General features: G+C 65.7%; 13 protein-coding genes, 2 pseudogenes and 1 riboswitch. Of the genes and pseudogenes, 8 read left to right on the top strand and 7 right to left on the bottom strand.

What is annotated here, in order from left to right; translation table 11 throughout:
- The first annotated feature begins 673 nt into the window (after positions 1–673).
- From MFF07_RS06795 to MFF07_RS06785, 3 genes are all read left to right on the top strand, one after another.
- Complete coding sequence (locus tag MFF07_RS06795; RefSeq protein WP_283206814.1) at positions 674–2,467, top strand: methanol/ethanol family PQQ-dependent dehydrogenase; 1,794 nt, start codon at positions 674–676, stop codon at positions 2,465–2,467.
- 373 nt (positions 2,468–2,840) lie between these two features.
- On the top strand, positions 2,841–4,670 hold the full coding sequence (ilvD, locus tag MFF07_RS06790; RefSeq protein WP_238231191.1) for a dihydroxy-acid dehydratase: 1,830 nt from the start codon (positions 2,841–2,843) through the stop codon (positions 4,668–4,670).
- 304 nt (positions 4,671–4,974) lie between these two features.
- Positions 4,975–5,553 (top strand): thermonuclease family protein, encoded by a 579-nt coding sequence (locus MFF07_RS06785; RefSeq protein ID WP_238231189.1) that lies wholly within the window; start codon positions 4,975–4,977, stop codon positions 5,551–5,553.
- A 280-nt stretch (positions 5,554–5,833) separates the two neighbouring features.
- Here MFF07_RS06785 and eno read toward each other — a convergent pair whose 3' ends face one another.
- From eno to MFF07_RS06765, 4 genes are all read right to left on the bottom strand, one after another.
- The gene (eno, locus tag MFF07_RS06780) at positions 5,834–7,117 is read right to left on the bottom strand and encodes a phosphopyruvate hydratase (protein WP_238231188.1); all 1,284 of its coding nucleotides are present in this window, start codon (positions 7,115–7,117) and stop codon (positions 5,834–5,836) included.
- 145 nt (positions 7,118–7,262) lie between these two features.
- A complete protein-coding gene (locus MFF07_RS06775) occupies positions 7,263–7,922 on the bottom strand; it encodes a 2,3-bisphosphoglycerate-dependent phosphoglycerate mutase (protein WP_373322263.1) in 660 nt (219 codons plus the stop codon).
- A 5-nt stretch (positions 7,923–7,927) separates the two neighbouring features.
- Positions 7,928–8,470 (bottom strand): inorganic diphosphatase, encoded by a 543-nt coding sequence (ppa, locus tag MFF07_RS06770; protein ID WP_238231186.1) that lies wholly within the window; start codon positions 8,468–8,470, stop codon positions 7,928–7,930.
- Positions 8,471–8,589: 119 nt separating this feature from the next.
- Positions 8,590–8,652: riboswitch (Fluoride riboswitch) on the bottom strand.
- Between the two features lie 480 nt (positions 8,653–9,132).
- The gene (locus MFF07_RS06765) at positions 9,133–10,032 is read right to left on the bottom strand and encodes an HNH endonuclease (protein ID WP_238231184.1); all 900 of its coding nucleotides are present in this window, start codon (positions 10,030–10,032) and stop codon (positions 9,133–9,135) included.
- Between the two features lie 298 nt (positions 10,033–10,330).
- On the opposite strand from MFF07_RS06765, the gene MFF07_RS06760 reads away from it, so the two are divergent.
- Positions 10,331–11,452, top strand: a complete 1,122-nt coding sequence (locus MFF07_RS06760; protein ID WP_147817624.1) for an aldo/keto reductase — start codon at positions 10,331–10,333, stop codon at positions 11,450–11,452.
- A gap of 248 nt (positions 11,453–11,700) precedes the next feature.
- Complete coding sequence (locus MFF07_RS06755; RefSeq protein ID WP_147817625.1) at positions 11,701–13,137, top strand: 8'-apo-carotenoid 13,14-cleaving dioxygenase; 1,437 nt, start codon at positions 11,701–11,703, stop codon at positions 13,135–13,137.
- A 33-nt stretch (positions 13,138–13,170) separates the two neighbouring features.
- Here MFF07_RS06755 and MFF07_RS06750 read toward each other — a convergent pair whose 3' ends face one another.
- Positions 13,171–14,646: a protein adenylyltransferase SelO gene (locus tag MFF07_RS06750; protein ID WP_147817626.1), complete on the bottom strand. Its 1,476-nt coding sequence runs from the start codon at positions 14,644–14,646 to the stop codon at positions 13,171–13,173.
- 193 nt (positions 14,647–14,839) lie between these two features.
- Here MFF07_RS06750 and MFF07_RS06745 point away from each other — a divergent pair.
- Positions 14,840–15,199 (top strand): annotated as a pseudogene (locus MFF07_RS06745) (SDR family oxidoreductase); the annotation flags it as partial.
- Between the two features lie 51 nt (positions 15,200–15,250).
- Here the strand turns inward: MFF07_RS06745 and MFF07_RS06740 are convergent.
- Together MFF07_RS06740 and ku are read right to left on the bottom strand one after the other, a co-directional pair.
- On the bottom strand, positions 15,251–15,460 hold the full coding sequence (locus tag MFF07_RS06740; RefSeq protein WP_147817627.1) for a hypothetical protein: 210 nt from the start codon (positions 15,458–15,460) through the stop codon (positions 15,251–15,253).
- Between the two features lie 32 nt (positions 15,461–15,492).
- Entirely contained in the window at positions 15,493–16,404 is a 912-nt protein-coding gene (gene ku, locus MFF07_RS06735; protein ID WP_147817628.1) for a non-homologous end joining protein Ku, read from the bottom strand.
- Between the two features lie 204 nt (positions 16,405–16,608).
- Between ku and ligD the strand changes: the two are divergent.
- Positions 16,609–19,125: pseudogene (gene ligD / locus MFF07_RS06730) on the top strand (DNA ligase D).
- An 86-nt stretch (positions 19,126–19,211) separates the two neighbouring features.
- Positions 19,212–19,484, top strand: a complete 273-nt coding sequence (locus MFF07_RS06725) for a hypothetical protein (RefSeq protein ID WP_147817630.1) — start codon at positions 19,212–19,214, stop codon at positions 19,482–19,484.
- Positions 19,485–19,570: the final 86 nt, after the last annotated feature.

Here is a 19,570-nt window from a genome sequence, read left to right as displayed (position 1 = left end):
GCACGCTCACCATCGTCAACAGCCCTCGCGAGGGGGTCAAACGTGAGCCGTAGCCCATGATCCATTCCTCCCCCGAGTTCTGACGCCCGCAACCCATGCCCGGATCGCCGCGCATGGGATCAGCTTTGAGCTGAACCCGAATCAGTACCGGTCAAAAAAAGGCGGAGTCTTTCGACTCCGCCAACGATCTCGTCTTGCCTCATGGCAACTTCTTGAGAGCGGCAATATTGTCGCCATGAAATGACTAAGATCAGTCAGTCGCAAACAAGGTGAAAGATAAACTGGAAAGCTTCAGAGTCAATCATCAAACTGATGAGAAATTCTGAGAAAAAAACCAATTTCCTTTCATTTTTTTAAACAGTATTGCTCTTACCCTGATTAATCTAAGGATTATTCGGGATGCATTGGCATGCCTATATTATATATATGTTTTACGCATACTGGAAAAAGTGCCGCACTTAGAAAAATCTTATTGTGTTTATTTGGAGTGGGGCTATCAATTGCGCCGGTGATCTTGCCGTCTGCCCGAACGGTACTCGGCACAGGATCATCATCGGTTCGGCATCGCGCACGGACCGACGGCCTGAACCGGTCGAAAGATCGGAAGTGCAACGCGACGAAGCCGACTTGGCGAGAACGATCAGGCGGCCGGGATCGCTGCGGAGGAACACCTATGAGGAAGATGCTCTTATTGGCATCCGTGGCTTACGCCGCCACGATGCTGCCGGCTGCCGCCAACGACGGGCTGCAGCAGATGATGAAGGACGACAAGCAATGGGCGTTCCCGGGTAAGGACTACACCAACCAGCGCTATTCGACCCTCGATCAGATCAACTCCAAGAACGTCAAGAACCTCCAGGTCGCCTGGACCTTCTCCACCGGCGTCCTGCGTGGCCACGAGGGTGCGCCGCTCGTCATCGGCAACATGATGTACGTGCATACGCCCTTCCCGAACATCGTCTACGCCCTCGACCTCGACCAGCAGTCGAAGATCGTCTGGAAGTACGAGCCCAAGCAGGATCCGGCCGTGATCCCGGTGATGTGCTGCGACACGGTCAATCGTGGCCTTGCCTACGCCGACGGCGCGATCATCCTGCACCAGGCCGACACCACCGTCGTCTCGCTCGACGCGAAGACCGGAAAGGTCAACTGGTCGGTCAAGAACGACGACCCCTCGAAGGGCGCGACCAACACCGCCACCGTGCTGCCGGTGAAGGACAAGGTCATCGTCGGCGTGTCCGGTGGTGAGTTCGGCGTTCGGTGCCACGTCACGGCCTACAACCTGAAGGATGGCAAGCAGGTCTGGCGTGGCTACTCCATGGGTCCGGACAACGAGATGCTGATCGACCCGGAGAAGACCACCTCTCTGGGCCAGCCCGTCGGAAAGGACTCGTCGCTGAAGACCTGGGAAGGCGACCAGTGGAAGACCGGCGGCGGCTGCACCTGGGGCTGGTACTCCTACGATCCGAAGCTCAACCTGATGTACTACGGCTCGGGCAACCCCTCGACCTGGAACCCCAAGCAGCGCCCGGGCGACAACAAGTGGTCCATGACAGTCTGGGCACGTGACGTCGATACCGGCGTCGCCAAGTGGGTCTACCAGATGACGCCCCACGACGAGTGGGACTTCGACGGCATCAACGAGATGATCCTCACGGACCAGAAGGTCGACGGCAAGGAGACGCCGCTGCTGACCCACTTCGACCGCAACGGCTTCGGCTACACGCTGAACCGCGAGAACGGCGCACTGCTCGTCGCCGAGAAGTTCGATCCGGCCGTGAACTGGGCCACCAAGGTCGACATGAAGACGGGGCGCCCGGAAGGCGTCGCCAAATACTCGACGGAGCAGAACGGCGAGGACGTCAACTCCAAGGGCATCTGCCCGGCGGCCCTCGGCTCCAAGGACCAGCAGCCTGCGGCCTACTCGCCGAAGACGAACCTGTTCTACGTGCCGACCAACCACGTCTGCATGGACTACGAGCCCTTCAAGGTCTCCTACACCCCGGGTCAGCCCTATGTCGGCGCAACCCTGTCGATGTATCCTGCGCCGAACAGCCATGGCGGCATGGGCAACTTCATCGCCTGGGACGGCGTGAAGGGGAAGATCGTGTGGTCCGATCCGGAGCAGTTCTCCGCTTGGGGCGGCGCGCTTGCCACGGCCGGCGACATCGTCTTCTACGGCACGCTCGAAGGCTACCTGAAGGCCGTCGACGCCAAGACGGGTAAGGAACTTTACAAGTTCAAGACCCCGTCGGGCATCATCGGCAACGTGATGACCTACGAGCACAAGGGCAAGCAGTTCATCGGCATCCTGTCGGGCGTCGGCGGCTGGGCCGGCATCGGCCTCGCGGCCGGCCTGACCGACCCGAACGCCGGCCTCGGCGCCGTCGGCGGCTACGCGGCCCTGTCGAGCTACACCAACCTCGGCGGCCAGCTCACGGTGTTCTCGCTGCCCGGCAACCAGTAACCTGCCGACCGGCATTAACGCTTGAGACGATGCCGGCGCGGGAGACCGCGCCGGCATTCGTTTGGCCAACAACGTATCCGCAGAGTTCGTATTGGAAGGCGACATTCCCGCTCGACGGCATCCGGAGGGATCGTACCTCCGGATGCCGTCGACGGCGTAGGCCAACCCAAAGGGGGTCGCCGCCTTCGTGTATCGAGCCGGCGGTCGCGCCTATCCGGGATGCCACGGCCGTCACCCGGGTGGTCGCCCCCCGTGACGGTGGTCGTCGCGGCCGTCCTTCGCTATGGACCGGTCCCTTCCCATCGCAATGAGGCCCTCCGCATCGCTCGGGCATCCGGGCGGTTCACCCTCTCGCCAACCCCGTCGTATTGACATGCCCGCCTATCGCTCCCGCACCACCACACACGGCCGCAACATGGCCGGGGCCCGCGGCCTCTGGCGCGCGACCGGCATGAAGGATGCCGACTTCGGCAAGCCGATCATCGCCGTGGTGAACTCTTTCACGCAGTTCGTCCCTGGCCACGTGCACCTGAAGGACCTCGGGCAGCTGGTCGCGCGCGAGATCGAGCAGGCCGGCGGCGTCGCGAAGGAGTTCAATACCATCGCCGTCGACGACGGCATCGCCATGGGCCACGACGGGATGCTCTACTCCCTGCCGTCCCGGGAGCTCATCGCCGACTCCGTCGAGTACATGGTCAACGCCCACTGCGCCGACGCGATGGTCTGCATCTCGAATTGCGACAAGATCACCCCCGGCATGCTGATGGCGGCCCTGCGCCTGAATATCCCGGCCGTGTTCGTCTCCGGTGGCCCGATGGAGGCCGGCAAGGTCGAGATGCACGGCGTCACACGCAAGTTCGACCTGGTCGATGCGATGGTGGCCGCGGCGGACGACCGGGTCTCGGACGAGGACGTCGCGGTGATCGAGCGCTCGGCGTGTCCGACATGCGGTTCGTGCTCGGGCATGTTCACGGCCAACTCGATGAACTGCCTTACCGAGGCGCTCGGCCTGTCGCTGCCCGGCAACGGTTCGATGCTGGCGACCCACGCCGACCGTCGCCGCCTCTTCGTCGAGGCGGGGCATCTGATCGTGGACCTGGCGCGACGGTACTACGAACAGGACGACGTCGGCGTCCTGCCGCGAAGCATCGCCACGTTCGCGGCGTTCGAGAACGCGATGACGCTGGACATCGCCATGGGCGGGTCGACCAACACGGTGCTGCACCTGCTAGCGGCGGCGCACGAGGCGGAGGTCGCGTTCACGATGGCCGACATCGACCGGCTCTCGCGACGCGTGCCCGTGCTCTGCAAGGTCGCGCCGGCGGTTCCGAACGTCCACATGGAGGACATCCATAGGGCCGGTGGGATCATGGCCATCCTCGGCGAACTCGCCAGGGCTAGCCTACTGAACACGGGGGTCGGCAGCGTCCACGCGGAGACATTGCACGATGCCTTGGAGCGCTGGGACGTGCGCCGGACCGACAGCGACACCGTGCATCGCTTCTACCGGGCGGCGCCTGGCGGCGTGCCCACGCAGACGGCGTTCAGCCAGGCGGCCCGTTGGGACGAGCTCGACGTCGACCGCGAGGGGGGCGTGATCCGCGATGCGGCGCATGCCTATTCCCGGGATGGGGGCCTCGCGGTCCTCTACGGCAACCTGGCCGAGGACGGTTGCATCGTGAAGACGGCCGGCGTCGATGCCAGCGTACTGACGTTCTCGGGCACCGCCCACGTCTTCGAGAGCCAGGACGCGGCCGTCGACGGCATCCTCAACGGCCGCGTCGCGGCCGGGGAGGTCGTGCTGATCCGCTACGAGGGGCCACGCGGCGGGCCGGGCATGCAGGAAATGCTCTACCCGACGAGCTACCTGAAATCGAAGGGACTCGGAAAGGCCTGCGCCCTGGTCACCGACGGTCGCTTCTCGGGCGGGTCGTCCGGACTGTCGATCGGGCACGTGTCGCCGGAGGCTGCGGAGGGAGGCCTGATCGGGCTTGCCGAAACCGGAGACCGAATCGAGATCGACATTCCGAACCGGCGCATCCAGCTGGTCGTGCCCGATGCCGAGCTAGAGCGCCGGCGCCGCGACCAGGACCGGCTCGGCTGGGCGCCTGCGGAACCCCGCAAACGCAAGGTCAGCCCCGCCCTGAGGGCTTACGCCATGCTGACGACCAGCGCCTCAGTGGGCGCCGTTCGCCGCGTATAGGTTGAGGAACCTGACGCCTCGTGCCGCCCACGCTCGGAGCGGCCTCGCCCTCCAGGCCATTTTTCCGTCTGCCCGCAAGCTGACATCGTGCCGGATCCTACGGTTCGACCGAGTTCGGCCGATTACGGAACCGCCGCATCCGAATGGGAGGTGGGACGAAGGCGACATCGCCGCGCGAGGGTTTGGGAACGGGTACTTCGGGTGGGTGCCCCTGAAGGGAGGCTGACAGGATCAGTCAGGGCGGCGGGTTCGTGATCCGGCAGAACGCTCCGCATACTCGTCGCTTGCGGAGCCGCGTCGCCCCATGCCCCTCGCCTACGTCGTCGTCCTGGCCGGCGCGCTCGCCGGCGCCATACTGTACTTTGCTCCAACCGTTCCACGCACGAACCGAACCCGACTACCCGGCCTCGTGCTGGTCGTGGTTTCGGCCGCAAGTCCGGCGGTCGCGGCGGGCGGCGCAAGTGGGGGAGATCTCCTCAAGGGGCGCGCGACGGTCATCGACGGATCCTCCCTAGTGATCGACGGTGTTCCGGTGACGCTGTTCGGGATCGTCACGCCCGCATCGGATGCGACATGTTGGGATGCCCGCGAGGCGCCATATGCCTGCGGCCGGCAGGTCAGCGCCGAGCTGACGGCGCGCATCGGGTCGGAAGCGCTTATCTGCGAACGGCGGGAACGCCCGAATGATCGGCCGGCAAAGGTGATGTGTCAGGTCGGTCAAGCCGATCTCGGCGATTGGATGATCAGCCATGGCTACGCGATGCCCGCCGGGGACGCTCCCGCGTCGTACAGGCAGGCGCGCGACCATGCCTGGGGGCGGCGTGCCGGACTATGGGGCGGCGTGTTCGACTATCCGACGGATTGGTCGCAGGCCGTGCGATAGGCTGCATCGACGGCACCGCCAAAGCCGACAAGCGCGTTCAAGGACAATGTAATTGCCTTCGGCGGGCCGTGATTTGCCTGATCGGGATCGATAGCGCGATCAGGCAACTCCAGCCGATCCTACGTGATGCCGAGCCTTGATGCCGGCGTCGGGACCACGACCGTCGCGGCCGGGTTTCGCGAAGCCCCGCAAGCGCAAGGTCGGCCCCCGCCTCAGGGGCCTACGCGATGCCGAGGACCAGCTCTTCGGCGGCCTCCGTTCCTTACGATTGGAAGTCGGTTTATCGGGGCCTGAACGGGTTCCCGAAGCGCGCCAGGGCACCGAGCTCGGCCTCGATTGCAAGGAGGCGGTTGTACTTCGCCAATCGCTCGCCGCGGCAGGGGGCACCGGCCTTGATCTGCCCGCAGCCCAGTCCGACCGCGAGGTCCGCAATGAAGGAATCCGTGGTTTCACCCGACCGGTGAGACATCATCGTGCCCCAGCCGGCCTCCTGGCAAAGCCTGATCGCGGCGATGGTTTCGGTGACGGTGCCGATCTGGTTGGGCTTGATGAGGGCCGCGTTGGCCGCCCGGGCCGCGATGCCCCTCTCGATGAAGCGCGGGTTGGTCACCAGCAGGTCGTCGCCGACGATCTGGATGCGGTCTCCCTGCGTGCTGGTCTGGGCGACGAACCCGTCCCAATCCTCCTCGGCGAAGCCATCCTCGATGGACACGATGGGCCACAGGCCGAGCCATCGGTCGTACAGGCGAAGGAGGGCCGCCCGATCCAACGTGCCGCCCCCGGAGCGGTCCAATGCATAGCCGTCCGCCGTGGCGAACGACGAGGCCGCCGGATCGAGTGCAATGGCGATGTCGCGGCCGGGACGATATCCGGCGCGTTCGGTGGCCTCCACGATGAGCGCGCATGCCGCCTCGTTCCCGTCCAGGCGTGGCGCGAAACCGCCTTCGTCCCCGACCGATGTCGACAGGTTGCGCTGCTGGAGCAGCGAACGCAGGGCCGCATAGACCTCGGCTCCGTATCGGAGCGCCTCCCGGAAGCTCGGAGCGCCGACGGGCACGATCATGAACTCCTGGAAGTCCAAGGAGCTGTCCGCGTGCTTGCCGCCGTTCAGGACGTTCATGCACGGCATGGGAAGCAACGTTGCCCTATCGCCTCCGAGGGACGCGTAGAGCGGTTGCCGACGACACCGGGCGGCGGCCCGGGCGACCGCCATCGACGTACCCAGGATGCTGTTGGAGCCTAGCCGAGACTTGTTCTGGGTGCCGTCGAGGTCGATCAGCCTCTGATCGACCCCGGCTTGGCCGGTAACATCGACACCTCTCAACGCATCCGCGATCTCGCCCTCGACGAGGCTGACCGCCTTGCGGACGCCTCGGCCTCCGTGGGGGGCACCCCCATCGCGCAACTCGGCGGCTTCGTGAAGGCCGGTCGAAGCCCCGGACGGCACCGACGCCGTCGCATGGATGCCGCTCTCCAGTATTACGGTGACCTGCAGGGTTGGATGTCCTCGGCTATCGAGGATTTCGAGCGCGGTCAGATGCTTGATCAACGTGGCTTCCGACATGGGATTGTCTCCTGGGATGAGCGGGGGGATGAGGGCCACCGACGGCCGGGCCCGAGTTCTCGGATGGGATTTTCGAAGCATCGTCGTCTTGCCTTCTTGGGCGGCCATCGGGAGCCGACGCGGCCCGCCGAACGACGACGCTTGCTCAGTGCCCGGTCGCGACCCGCGCCGGGGCCGCTTCGCCAAGGGGCCCGGACACGACGATGGTCGTGTCGTCCGCGAGGTCGTAGGACCGGATCCCCGCCGGTGGCAGTTCGAGGTCCTCGATCTGCTCCGGGGTGAGGTCCTCAAGGGCCATGATCAGCGCGCGCAGCGAATTGCCGTGCCCGACCACGAGCGTCGTGCCCCGCATGGCGCAGGGAAGGATCTCGCGAAGGTAGGCCGGGACGACCCTGGAAACCGTATCGCGGAGGCTTTCACCACCCGGGGGGACCGCGGTGTAGGACCGGCGCCACCGGTCGACTTGGTCGGCACCCCACCGGATGGAGGCGCTCGCCCTACTCAGCCCGCTGAGATCCCCGTAATCGCGTTCGACGATACCGGAGCAAAGCCGCATGCGGACGTCGGACATTCCGGCGGCGGCCAGCACGCGCCTGCAGCTGTCGACCGTACGAAGCAGGGGAGACGATATTGCGAAATCGATGCGGCAGCCTTTTTCCATCAGGTAGCGGCCGACCGCATCGGCCTCCGCGCCGCCGTCGAACGTCAGGGGCGGGTCGAGCCGTCCTGTGAACAGGCCCGCCGAATTCGCCTCGCTTTCACCGTGACGCATCAGCACGAGCCGGCGTCGTGGCGCGGGAGCCATGTCCCTCATGGCCTTTCCGCCCGTGACAGGAACCGGGAACGTGCTTGATCGATCAGCTTCCTGGCCGTTCCCGCATCGCCCCAACCGGAGATCCTGGTCCACTTACCGGGTTCGAGATCCTTATAGTGCTCGAAGAAGTGCTGGATTTGCATCCGGGTCACCTCCGGCACGTCCGTGTAGTCCTGAACGTGGTCGTACCGACGGCTCAGCCGCATGGCGGGAACGGCGACGATCTTTTCGTCGGGGCCGTGCTCGTCCTCCATGAGCAGGACGCCGACGGGCCGTACGGCAAGCACGGCGCCCGGTATGATTGCGCGCGTGTTGGCCACGAGAACGTCACAGGGGTCGCCGTCCTCCGAAAGCGTGTTCGGAATGAATCCGTAGTTCCCGGGGTAAAACATCGGCGTGTAGAGGAAACGGTCGACGAACAACGCACCTGATGCTTTGTCCAACTCGTACTTGATGGGCGAGCCGCCTACAGGCACCTCGATCAGCACGTTGACTTCTTGCGGCGCATCGCTGCCGAAGGGAATGGTGGCGAGGTTCATGACCGCTGCCCCCGGTGCGGCAGCTCGACCCTCTCATGGGGGACGGGTCGCATCTGGCACGAAAGCCAGTCCTGGCCGCAGGCTTGTAGATGACGCAAAGCGCACTCCTACCGCAGAGTTTAGCGATAGGAGTCATCAGCCATCAGGGCGGTTGTACGGGGGACTCCATCCCCGTACCGGGCTTAGAAGAACGGCCTGCACATTTCAACCGATAGAGGTCCCAGCGTACAAGTGACCGCCATCGCATGCAGCGGGAGACGCCAAGCGGGCTCTTGATCTCTGCGGGCAGGCTCCCTTGGGAGCGAAGCCTGGCTCGGGCACCTAGGGCCGTCTCAGCCCATTCATCGGTAGGAACTTTGCTGACGGAAGGCAGCCAAAATCAGGGCTTTGTTGACCTTCGGTAGGATCCTTCGTGGCTGAGGTCCGTGTAAGTCATTGTCATTGCAGGGGTCGCGGTCGCGACATATGTGACGCCCTAGAACTCTATCCCCTTCGAAAGACAAGGCTTTTCGATTCCTTGAATGCCGCTCGTAAGCCTCTTTGAGGGCCGTGGTTACACGGTGGTTACAGAGTGGGTCGCGACGAGGAATCGAGGACGGTGGCGCGTGGCGCCGGCTCAGAATGCCAGCTTCCTCTCTCAAGCTGGCGCTTCCGTATTGATTTCATTGCTTGAAGCAGTTTTCCCTGTGCCAGCCGAGGAAATGCGGATGCGGTCTGTCGTGCGGCCTCAAGGGTGTGAAGGCTCGACCGGTCCGATTGATGAAACCGCGGATCCCATCGGGGTCGTTCGCCTGACGCGAAATCAGGATCTCGAGGCCGTCAGACAGGGTGATCAGGCCGCGATCGAACATCCAATGCGCGGTACCGGATAAGGCAATGCCGTTGCTGACGATGTCCGGACCGCTCGCTTCGACAGGCCGGATATGGGCAGCAGCGACCTCGGCGCGCCCACCGCCATTCAACAACTTCAGTCCCGTCAGCGCACAACGCTCATCGTAGGCACCGAGAACAACCCGTCGGAAAACGCGATCTCGGATGATCCGCGAGGTGATGAAGGCCACACGCTCCCGCACCTGTTCGAATGCGAAGGGCGCTTGCTGCTCAACAAAACCGGGATCAGCGATTCGCTCGTCTTCTCGCGGCAGCACAGCATGTCGTTCGTTCAGGCCGAGGCTGAGGATACGATCAAAATCAGCCGGTGAGATCGGTCGAACAGCGGACTGCGCACGTCCCGAGATCCGGCCCTGCTCGTTCAGAACGCCTCGCTCCAGGACACCATTTTCATCAGCAAACGGCACAGGACGCGCGAAATCCAGGTAGCTGCCTGGCTCAATGACTGCGATGAATATGCCCGCAGCCGAAGGATCTGGGATGACATCCTGGACTCTTGCAATCGCGAAATATCCGCGTGTGCCTGTGATTTTGCGTGGCTCGTAGTAGACGATCCAGTCGCCAAGACAGGCTTGGACGCGGGTCAAGTACTGCTGGGGGAACTGGTAGCGCTCGGCCGGGCTGTCATCGTAGACCGAATCAGGACGATGGATAAAAACGCCGAGGCCCATATGCAAAAACTAACGGTTTAGGCGATCGCTTGAAAGCCTCTAACTGGTCGGAAGCAAGCCACGACCGTAGGTTTACGACGCATCTGATAAGGCCCTTCGCCGTTGCGCCATGAGCGGACACCAACCCACCGGCCGGAAGCGGACATTCACTTGCTGATAGGCAGCGGTCCGGTGTCGACCCTTTGAGCGTGCCCCGTCGCATTCCTGAACTCCGCTCACAAGCCCTTGCCGATGTTTGGGGCTAATCCTCAACGATCGGCAGCGCTACCCTGTGCGGTATCAGCAGGGATATTCAATAATGGACCTCACGCATTACCGCACGCTCGGCCGCTCCGGCCTTGCGGTCAGTCCGCTCGCGCTCGGCACCATGACCTTCGGCACCGCGCGCTGGGGGCTGGACGAGACCGGCAGCCGCGCCGTGTTCGACGCCTACCTTGAGCAGGGCGGCAACTTCGTGGACACGGCCGATGTGTATGCGGGCGGTCAGGGTGAGGCGATGCTCGGCCGCTTCATCGGCGAGCGCGGCCTGCGCGACCTGATCGTCCTCGCGACAAAGTCGGGCTTCGCCACGGGCAAGGGGCCGCACGAAGGCGGCAACGGTGCCAAGCATGTCCATACGGCGCTGGACGGCTCGCTGCGCCGCCTGCGGACGGACTATGTCGATCTCTACTGGGTGCACGTCTGGGACGGGATCACGCCGGCCGAGGAGTTGCTCGAGACCATGGCCGGTCTCGTGCGCGCCGGGAAGGTCCGGTACTGGGGTCTCTCGAACACGCCCGCGTGGTACGTCGCCAAGCTCGCGACACTGGCCGCCCTGCGCGGCCTGCCGGGGCCGATCGCGTTGCAGTACTTCTACGCGCTGGTGAACCGGGAGGTGGAGGACGAGCACGTCCCGCTCGCCGCCGAGTTCGGCATGGGTGTGGTGCCGTGGTCACCGCTCGCCTACGGGCTTCTGAGCGGCAAGTACGACCGCGCGACGGTGGAGGCTGCCGGTCCCCGTGCCGGCGGCCTGCCGAAAGACGCGGCGAAGTCAGGCGAGGCGCGCCCCGCCAACGACAAGCGACTCGACGGGGCCAACCCGTTCGGCGACAGCCTGTTCACCCCGCGCAACTGGGACATCGTCGAGGGGGTGCGACGGGTGGCGGAGGCGGTCGGGCAATCGCCGGCGCGCGTCGCGCTCGCTTGGGTCGTCGGGCGATCCGGTGTGGCCTCCACGCTGATGGGGGTAAGTCGGCCGGCGCAGGTGGCCGACAACATCGCCGCGCTGGATCTCGTACTCTCCCCGGAGCATCGCGCCGCGCTGGATGCAGTCAGCGCACCGGCAGAACCACGCCTGATCTACGGCTTGTCGCGGCCGCCGTTGCGCCAGGCCGTCGTGTTCGGCGGTGCGCAGGTTCGGGTCACGGGGGAGATGCCCTGAGGGAAGTCCTTACTCGCTCATTGAAGACGCCCGCGCCCTGGCCGAGCCATCGCCGCGCGCCGCTACCGGGGCTGATTAACCCGTCGACGTGGTGCAACGGTCTGATCGCCTGGGTCGACGTTGGAAGATACATTGTCGGCCAGACCGCCGATTTGACCCACGTGAGTAAGGCCGTTGTCATCGTCCGCGGGCCGGGAGCGCCCCGCTTCACGACGGCCCTCGCCCGCAGCGCCCCGAGAACACAACCGATGCCGAATCCCTCCGAGTGGACCCTGCGTGCAGCCGCCGAGGGCCTCGTCTCGCTGGTAGCGGCCTGCAACCGACTTCGTCTGCCGGGGACGCAGCACCCCTTCGTCGTTGGCGTACATACACCGATGCGCGAGGAGGTAACACTGCGGGATCTGCCAGTGACCGGGAAGATCCCGGAGGGGCTCGACGGGCGCTACCTCAAGATGGGCGCCAACCCCGCCCGCCCGACGACGCGCGGCCACGACTGGTTCCTGGGCGACGGCATGGTGCACGGTCTCTGCATCGAGGACGGCAAGGCCCTGTGGTACCGCAACCGCTGGATCGGCTCGCGCGCGGCCTCCGCGGCGCTCGGCCGACCCGCCGCCCCAGGGCCGCGACGGGGCGATGACACCGTCAACACCAATGTCGTCGAGATCGGCGGTCGTACCTTCGCGGTGGTCGAGGCCGGCAGCTACCCCGTCGCGCTGTCGGAGGACCTGGAAACGCAGCGCTACGACCCGTTCGATGGCACACTCACCGGCGCCTTCACCGGGCACCCACACCGCGACCCGGAGACCGGGGAGACGCATGCCGTCGCCTACGACGGCCGCGTCTGGGACAGCGTCCGCCACGTCGTCCTCTCACCCGCGGGCCGGGTCGTGCGCGCCGTGCCGATCCCGGTCGAGCACGGACCCTGCATCCACGACTGTGCGATGACGGCGCGTTTCGCGGTCGTGCTGGACCTGCCTCTCACCTTCTCGATGCGGGCGCTGCTCGCCGGCCACCGCTTCCCGTTTCGATGGAACCTCACCCACCAAGCCCGCGTCGGCCTGCTCCCCCGGCACGGCACGGCCGCCGACATTGTGTGGTGTGCGGTCGAGCCGTGTTTCGTCTTCCACGTCGCCAACGCCTTCGACGACGCGGACGGGCGGGTGGTTCTCGACGTCGTCGCTTACGAAACGGTGTTCACCAGGCCCGGCGGCGGCCTCGACGCGCCCGGCCGATTAGAGCGCTGGACCGCAGACCTCGCGACGGGGCGGGTCGACCGGCGGGTGATCGACCCCGCGGCGCAGGAGTTCCCACGGATCGACGAGCGACGCTTCGGGAGGCCGCACCGCTACGTCTACTCGGTCTCGATCCCCGCCGACGGCAACACGCAACTCGTCGGCGCGACGCAGATTTACAAGCACGACTTAGCAAGGGGGGAGCGGCGCGTGCACGAATTCGGCGCCGACCGCGTCCCGGGAGAATTCGTGTTCGTGCCGGCGGGGCCGGAGGCCGGCGAGGACGAGGGCTGGCTCGTCGGGCTCGTCATCGACACCGCGCGCGACACCACGGACTTCACCGTGCTCGACGCGCGGACCTTCGAGGCGCCGCCTGTCGCCACGGTTCATCTCCAGCACCGGATCCCGCCGGGCTTCCACGGGAACTGGTTTCCGGGGAACAGGGCCGGGTGACGATCGCCGGGTGATGCAGATACCGGCGCACGGTCACGTGCCACAGAATGTGCGGTAGCCCGCCCCGCCGCCCTTGGGCGCCTCGGCGTAGCGGGCGTAGTCCGGCTGGTCGTCGTAGGCCCGAGACAGCACCGCCGACAGCTCCTCAAACGGGCCGAAGTCGCCGCGCTCGACCGCCGCCGAGATCATCGCCTCGACGCGGTGGTTGCGTGGAATGAAGGCCGGGTTGACCGCGCGCATCGCCGCCGCCGTCGCCACGGGGTTCCGTCCCCCCTCGGCCAACCGCTCCCGCCAGCGCACGGCCCAGGCGTCGTACGCGGTCGGGTCGACGAAGAGGTCGCGCACCCCGGCGTCTGCTTCCGGTCGCTCGGCCGCATCGCACAGGCGGCGGAAGGTCAGAGTGAAGTCCGCCCGGTTGTCCGCCATGCGCGCCAGCAGGTCCTCCGCGAGCGCGGTGTCGCCGTCCCGATCTCCGGACAGCCCGAGCTTGCGCGCGAGACCGCCGTGATAGGCCGCCTCGAAGCGCGGCCTGAACCCGGCGAGCGCCGTCTCGGCCGCCTCGACCGCCGCCACCTCGTCATCGGCCAATAGGGGCACTAAGGTCTCGGCAAGACGGGTCAGGTTCCACAGGGCGATCCCCGGCTGCTGGTCGTAAGCGTAGCGTCCGTGCGCGTCGATCGAGCTGAAGCTGGTGCGCGGGTCGTACGCGTCGAGGAAAGCGCAGGGGCCGTAGTCGATCGTCTCGCCGGCAACCGACATGTTGTCGGTATTCATCACCCCGTGGACGAAGCCGACGAGAAGCCAGGCCGCCACGAGGTCGGCCTGACGGGCGACGACGCCGTCGAGCAGCGCCCGGTAGGGGTGCTCCGCGGAGGATGCTTCGGGATCGTGCCGGGCGAGGGCGTGGTCAGCGAGCGCCCGCACCGCCTCGGTGTCGCCCCGGGCGGCGAAATACTGGAAGGTGCCGACCCGGATGTGGCTGGCCGCCACGCGGGCGAGCACGGCCCCGGGCAGCCGGGTCTCGCGTAGGACGGGCTCGCCGGTGGCGACCGCCGCCAGCGCCCGGGTGGTGGGGATGCCGAGCGCGGCCATGGCCTCACTCACGAGGTACTCGCGCAGCACCGGCCCGAGCGCCGCCCGGCCGTCGCCGCGGCGGGAGAACGCGGTCGGACCCGAGCCCTTGAGCTGGACGTCGCGCCGCCGCCCGTCATGATCGACGACCTCGCCGAGCAGGACGGCACGCCCGTCGCCAAGCTGCGGCACGAAGTTGCCGAACTGGTGCCCGGCATAGGCCGTGGCGATCGGCTCGGCGCCGTCCGGGATTTCGTTTCCCGCGAGCGTTCCCACCCCGGCGGGGCCGGCGAGCCAATCCGGGTCGATGCCGAGGTTAGCCGCCAGGGCGCGGTTCAAGTGGATCAGGCGTGGGGCTGCGACCGGAGTCGGGGCACGGCGGGCGAAGAAGTGGTCCGGCAAGCGGACGTAGCTGTTGTCGAAGGGAATCGCGGTCATGGTCGGGAGCTATGAGCGACCGTGCCGGCGGACAAGCGCATTCCGGGGACTGGCACATATCAGCGCGCGAGACGACAGACTGTGGCGCGGCCGTGTCTTCGCTCAAGGCGATGCTGGCATGGTCCCAGCGACAGTCGTGGGCTTGATCCCGCCGATGACCTCGATCCGCTTCGAGTGGGGCGTTTCGCGGGGCAAACCCGGCTCGACAATTATCGCGAGCACGTCCGAGCAGGCTACTGACCCGACACCGGACCTTTACGCCTACGCGCAGACCAAAGCCGCGACGACGAACTTCGTGTGCTTCCTAGGCAAGCAACTGGCGCAGAAGGGGATTCGGGTGAACGGGGTTGCGCCGGGGCCGATCTGAACGCCGCTCCAGGTATCAGGCGGCGCCTCGATAGAGAAAATCGGAAAGTTCGACGCCCAGACGCGGTTCGGCCGGCTGGGACAGCTGGTGGAACTCGCCGGGATCTAGCTGCAGCTCGCCTCCGCAGAAGGCAGCTACGACACGGCTCAGGTCTACGGTTCGGCGGGCGGCAATGGTTTGCCGTGAGCAGCCCATCAGTTGGGCGGCGTAGCTCGCCCGGCGCGTCTGCTCCCACGTCTACACCAGGAGAACGCCGCGCTCGCCGAGGACGTTGAGTACGCCGCTGCAGCCCGGCATGAGGTCTCCGTCGATCACCGCAATCGTCGGCGTTTCCTCTTCCAGCCAAGCAACCGCGTTTTCGCAGTCGGCAAAGCCCAGAACCTCATAGCCGTCTCGGCTGAGGCGCGCGCAGGCTTGATCGCGCTGGTCGGCGTTGGCCACCAACACGAGCGCGCGTTCGGGAGCCGCTTTTGAGATTATCATGCCGCCTTCCGCGCCTTCCGGCCGGTGGTCTTCGTGGCGCGACCGGTCGACTTGGATGTGGACCGCTTGGCTGGTGCGGCCTTGCCGGTCGCCGCCTTCGCTGGTTTGCTCGTTTTCTCGGAATCGATGCTGCGCTTCAGGGCCTCCATCAGGCTCACGACGTTGCCGGACTTCTGCGGCCGAGACTTTGTCCCGCTGCCCTTCTGACCCTTCGCGGGCTTCGTCGCCTTCCCCTGCACCAGGGCGATGAGCGCGCCTTCGTAGCGATCCTCAAACTTGGTTGGATCGAATTTCTTGGTCGCCCGATCGATCAACTCCTCGGCGAGGGATCTCATCTCGTCGGTCGTATTGCCGTCGGGCATATCCTCGAAATACGCGGTGGGGGACCGGATCTCGTCCTGATAGCGCAGCAACGTCGCGAGCAGGCCTTTGCCGTAGGGCTCCAGCAACACGATGCGCTCGCGCTTGTAGATGACGAGGCGGCCGAGCCCGGCCATGCCCTTCTTCTTCATCGCATCGCGGATGACGGCGAAGGCTTCGCGGGAGATCTTATCCTCGGCGGCGAGATAGTAGGGGCGGTCGAGGTAGCGTTCATCGACCTCGTCGCGCTGGCAGAACGCTTCGATGTTGATCGTGTGCGTGCTCTCGAGCGCGATCTCGTCGAGTTCGTCGGCCTCGACCGGGACCAAGTCATCCTTGGCGACTTCGCAGCCCTTGATCTGGTCCTCGCGGTCGACGGGCTCGTCCGTGACGGAGTCGACGATGAGCTGCTTGATCCGGTTTCCCGTTTCGCGATTGATCGTATGACACTTGAGATGAGACGAGGAGCTCACCGCCGGATACAAGCCGACGGAGCAGGAGACCAAGGACAAACGCAGGTGGCCTTTCCAATTTGCGCGAGCAGCCACCGATTTCTCCAGTTCTTGACGAAGTATTGACGCGATCGACAGGCATACAGCCGAATCGTCGGCGATCTTGCGACTCAACCGGAGTCTCGTTCGACTCGTTCCTTAGGATTCGATGCTGTGGATAACTTGGAGAAAGCCGATCGATGTCCGGCTTGAAGCCATGCTGACGGAACTGCGAATGGGGGCCGCGGTTCTTCCACAACGATGGCCAAGCTCCTCGATTCCTATCGCGCGAAACGCGATTTCGCCGTCTCAGCGGAGCCGAGTGGACGTCGCGGCCGCCGCATCAAGAAGGCGCGCTTCGTCGTCCAGAAGCACGACGCCCGGCGCCTGCACTACGACCTCCGCCTCGAAATCGACGGTGTCCTCAAGAGCTGGGCGGTGACCCGCGGGCCGAGCCTCGTGCCCGGCGACAAGCGTCTTTCCGTCCAAACCGAAGACCACCCGATCGACTATCTCGGCTGGGAGGGAGCGATCCCGAAGGGCCAGTACGGCGGCGGCACAATGATCGTCTGGGATACTGGTCACTGGAAACCGGTCGGCGACCTCGCCGCGGCGCTCGCGAAGGGTCACCTGGAGTTCGATCTGCAGGGCGAGCGCCTGAAGGGCCGCTGGCATCTCGTGCGCATGAAGGGCCGCGGCAGCGACAAGAAGGAGCCCTGGCTCCTGATGAAGGCCGATGACGAGCACGCCCGCGGCGCCGGTGACGGCGACATCCTCGGCGAGCACGACACGTCGGTGCTGTCGGGCCGGACGAACAAGGATCTCGCCGCCACCGGGACGATCAGAGCTGACCACGCCGCGCGTGAACGCGTCGCATCGAAACGGCCTTCGAAGCAGAAGGCGACGACATCAACCCCGGGCCGGAAAGGCATCCTCCCGCCCTTCGTCGAGCCGGCCCTCGCGACGCTGGTCCAGGCTGCACCGAGCGGGAAGGACTGGCTGTTCGAGATCAAGCACGACGGCTACCGGATGCAGGCGCGCATCGATGGTGGCAAGGTCAAGCTGTTGACCCGTTCCGGGCTGGACTGGACCGCGAAGTTCAAGCCGATCGCGCAGGCGCTCAAGGCCCTGAAGCTGCTTTCCGCCCTGATCGACGGCGAGATCGTGGTCGAAACGGCGAGCGGCATCTCGAGCTTCTCGGCGCTCCAACAGGCCTTGACCACCGGGGATATCGGTCAGGCCGTCTTCTACGCCTTCGACCTGCTCTACCTCGATGGACGCGACCTTCGCACCCTGGCTCTTACCGAGCGAAAGGCCTTGCTTCAGCAGGCGGTCGACGATGCCGGCCCGGAGAGCCGCGTCCGGTTCAGCGAGCATCTCGACGCGGATGGCGAGGCCATGGCCCGGCATGCCTGCCGGCTCGGCCTGGAGGGCATCATCGCCAAGAAGGCGAGTGCACCGTACCGATCCGGGCGGAGCGATTACTGGCGCAAGGTGAAGTGCACGTCCTCGCAGGAATTCGTGATCGCCGGCTACATGCCGTCGACCTCCGCGCCGCGCGCGGTCGGTTCGCTCATCCTCGGCGTCTATGACGGCAACGACCTCGTCCATGTCGGGCGGGTCGGGACGGGATTTACGAACGCCGTCTCGCGCGCGCTGTGGAAACAACTTGATCCGTTGCGGGCCGAGGCTGCGCCATTTTGCGAGGCCCTTCCGCCGCTCGCCAGGCGGAATGCCAAGTGGGTCGAGCCGACGCTCGTCTGCGAGGTGACCCTTCGCGGCTGGACTGGCGACGGTCAGGTGCGCCACGCCTCGTTCAAGACGCTACGCCCCGACGTGAACCCGCAGGCGGTGATCCGCGGTGACGCCCCCAGGCCGTCCAGGTCCTGTTCGAAGACCGGCCCGACAAGCGACGTCACGCTGACTCATCCGGACCGAGTGCTGTGGAACGACGTCGGTCTGACGAAGCAGGGGCTGTTCGAGTTCTATGCGGAGATCGCCGATCACATTCTGCCGCACGTCGTAGACCGCCCGCTCTCGCTGCTGCGCTGCCCCGAGGGCATCGGCTCCTGCTTCTACCAGAAGCGCGGCTGGGCCGGCATGGATGCGAGCCACCTCTACACCGTGAAGGCCGGCTCCGAGAACGTCGTAGTGATCAGGGACCGAGACGGGCTCATGGCCCTGGTTTAGTCGAGCGTCCTCGAGATCCATCCCTGGGGCGCGACTGCGGTCGATCCCGATAAGCCGGATCGGCTCGTGTTCGACCTCGACCCCGGGGACGGCGTCGGCTGGGAGCAACTCGTCACCGGCGCCAACGAGGTCAGGAAGCGCCTTCACGCGCTAGGCTTCGCCGCGTTCGTGAAAACGACCGGCGGCAAGGGTCTGCATGTCGTCGTGCCGATCGAGCCCGAAGCTAGCTGGGCGGAGGCAAGGGCATTCAGCAAGCGTCTGGCGACGGAGATTGCGAAGGATGCCCCCGACCTCTACGTCGCCACGGTGGCCAAATCCGCGCGGCCGGGCCGGATCTTCCTCGACTATCTCCGGAATCAGCGGGGCGCGACGGCCGTTTCCGCCTTCTCGACACGCGCCCGGCCCGGTGCGCCGGTGTCGGTGCCGGTGACCTGGGACGAGTTGCCGTCGCTTGGCTCGGGTGGACGGTTCACCGTCGAGACACTCGCCAGTCGCCTACGCGCTATATGGACTGATCCTTGGACCGAGTTCAGTGATGCCGCACGTCCGTTGAACCGTGCGGGGCGCACCGATCGTCGACGCAGCTGAAGGTTGGATACGGATAAGCTGCCACACTGTGCGCCTACGCATCGTGCACTGCCACTGTCTCGATAGACGCAGCGGAAGTCGCCGGCATGAACGATCGATCCAAGAACGCAGCAGTTCTGCCGTTCCGCCCCCGGGCCGTCTCGGCGGCGGCTGACGAGTCGACCGCCTCGGTGATCGCAGTGCTTCAGGATCAGCTTGCGCTGGCACGGGAAGGCAAGGTGCGCTCTGTGGCGATCGTCTCCGTGTCGACGGATGGAGCGGCGATCGGGACCCAATGGTCGAGTACGGGCTCCGACGTCACCAGCCTGATCGGCAAGCTCGCCGTTCTGTCTCACGACTTGATGGCGGCGCGGAACTGAGACGCTGCCGGCTGAGGCACGTGCATGAAGTGGCGGCCGACGGCTTCAGCTTACGCGATCATTTTTCGCGCCGAGCCGCACGGATC

It is taken from the genome of Methylobacterium thuringiense, assembly GCF_022179645.1.
Taxonomy (GTDB): domain Bacteria; phylum Pseudomonadota; class Alphaproteobacteria; order Rhizobiales; family Beijerinckiaceae; genus Methylobacterium; species Methylobacterium thuringiense.
This window is presented reverse-complemented; position numbering and strand designations above follow the sequence as displayed.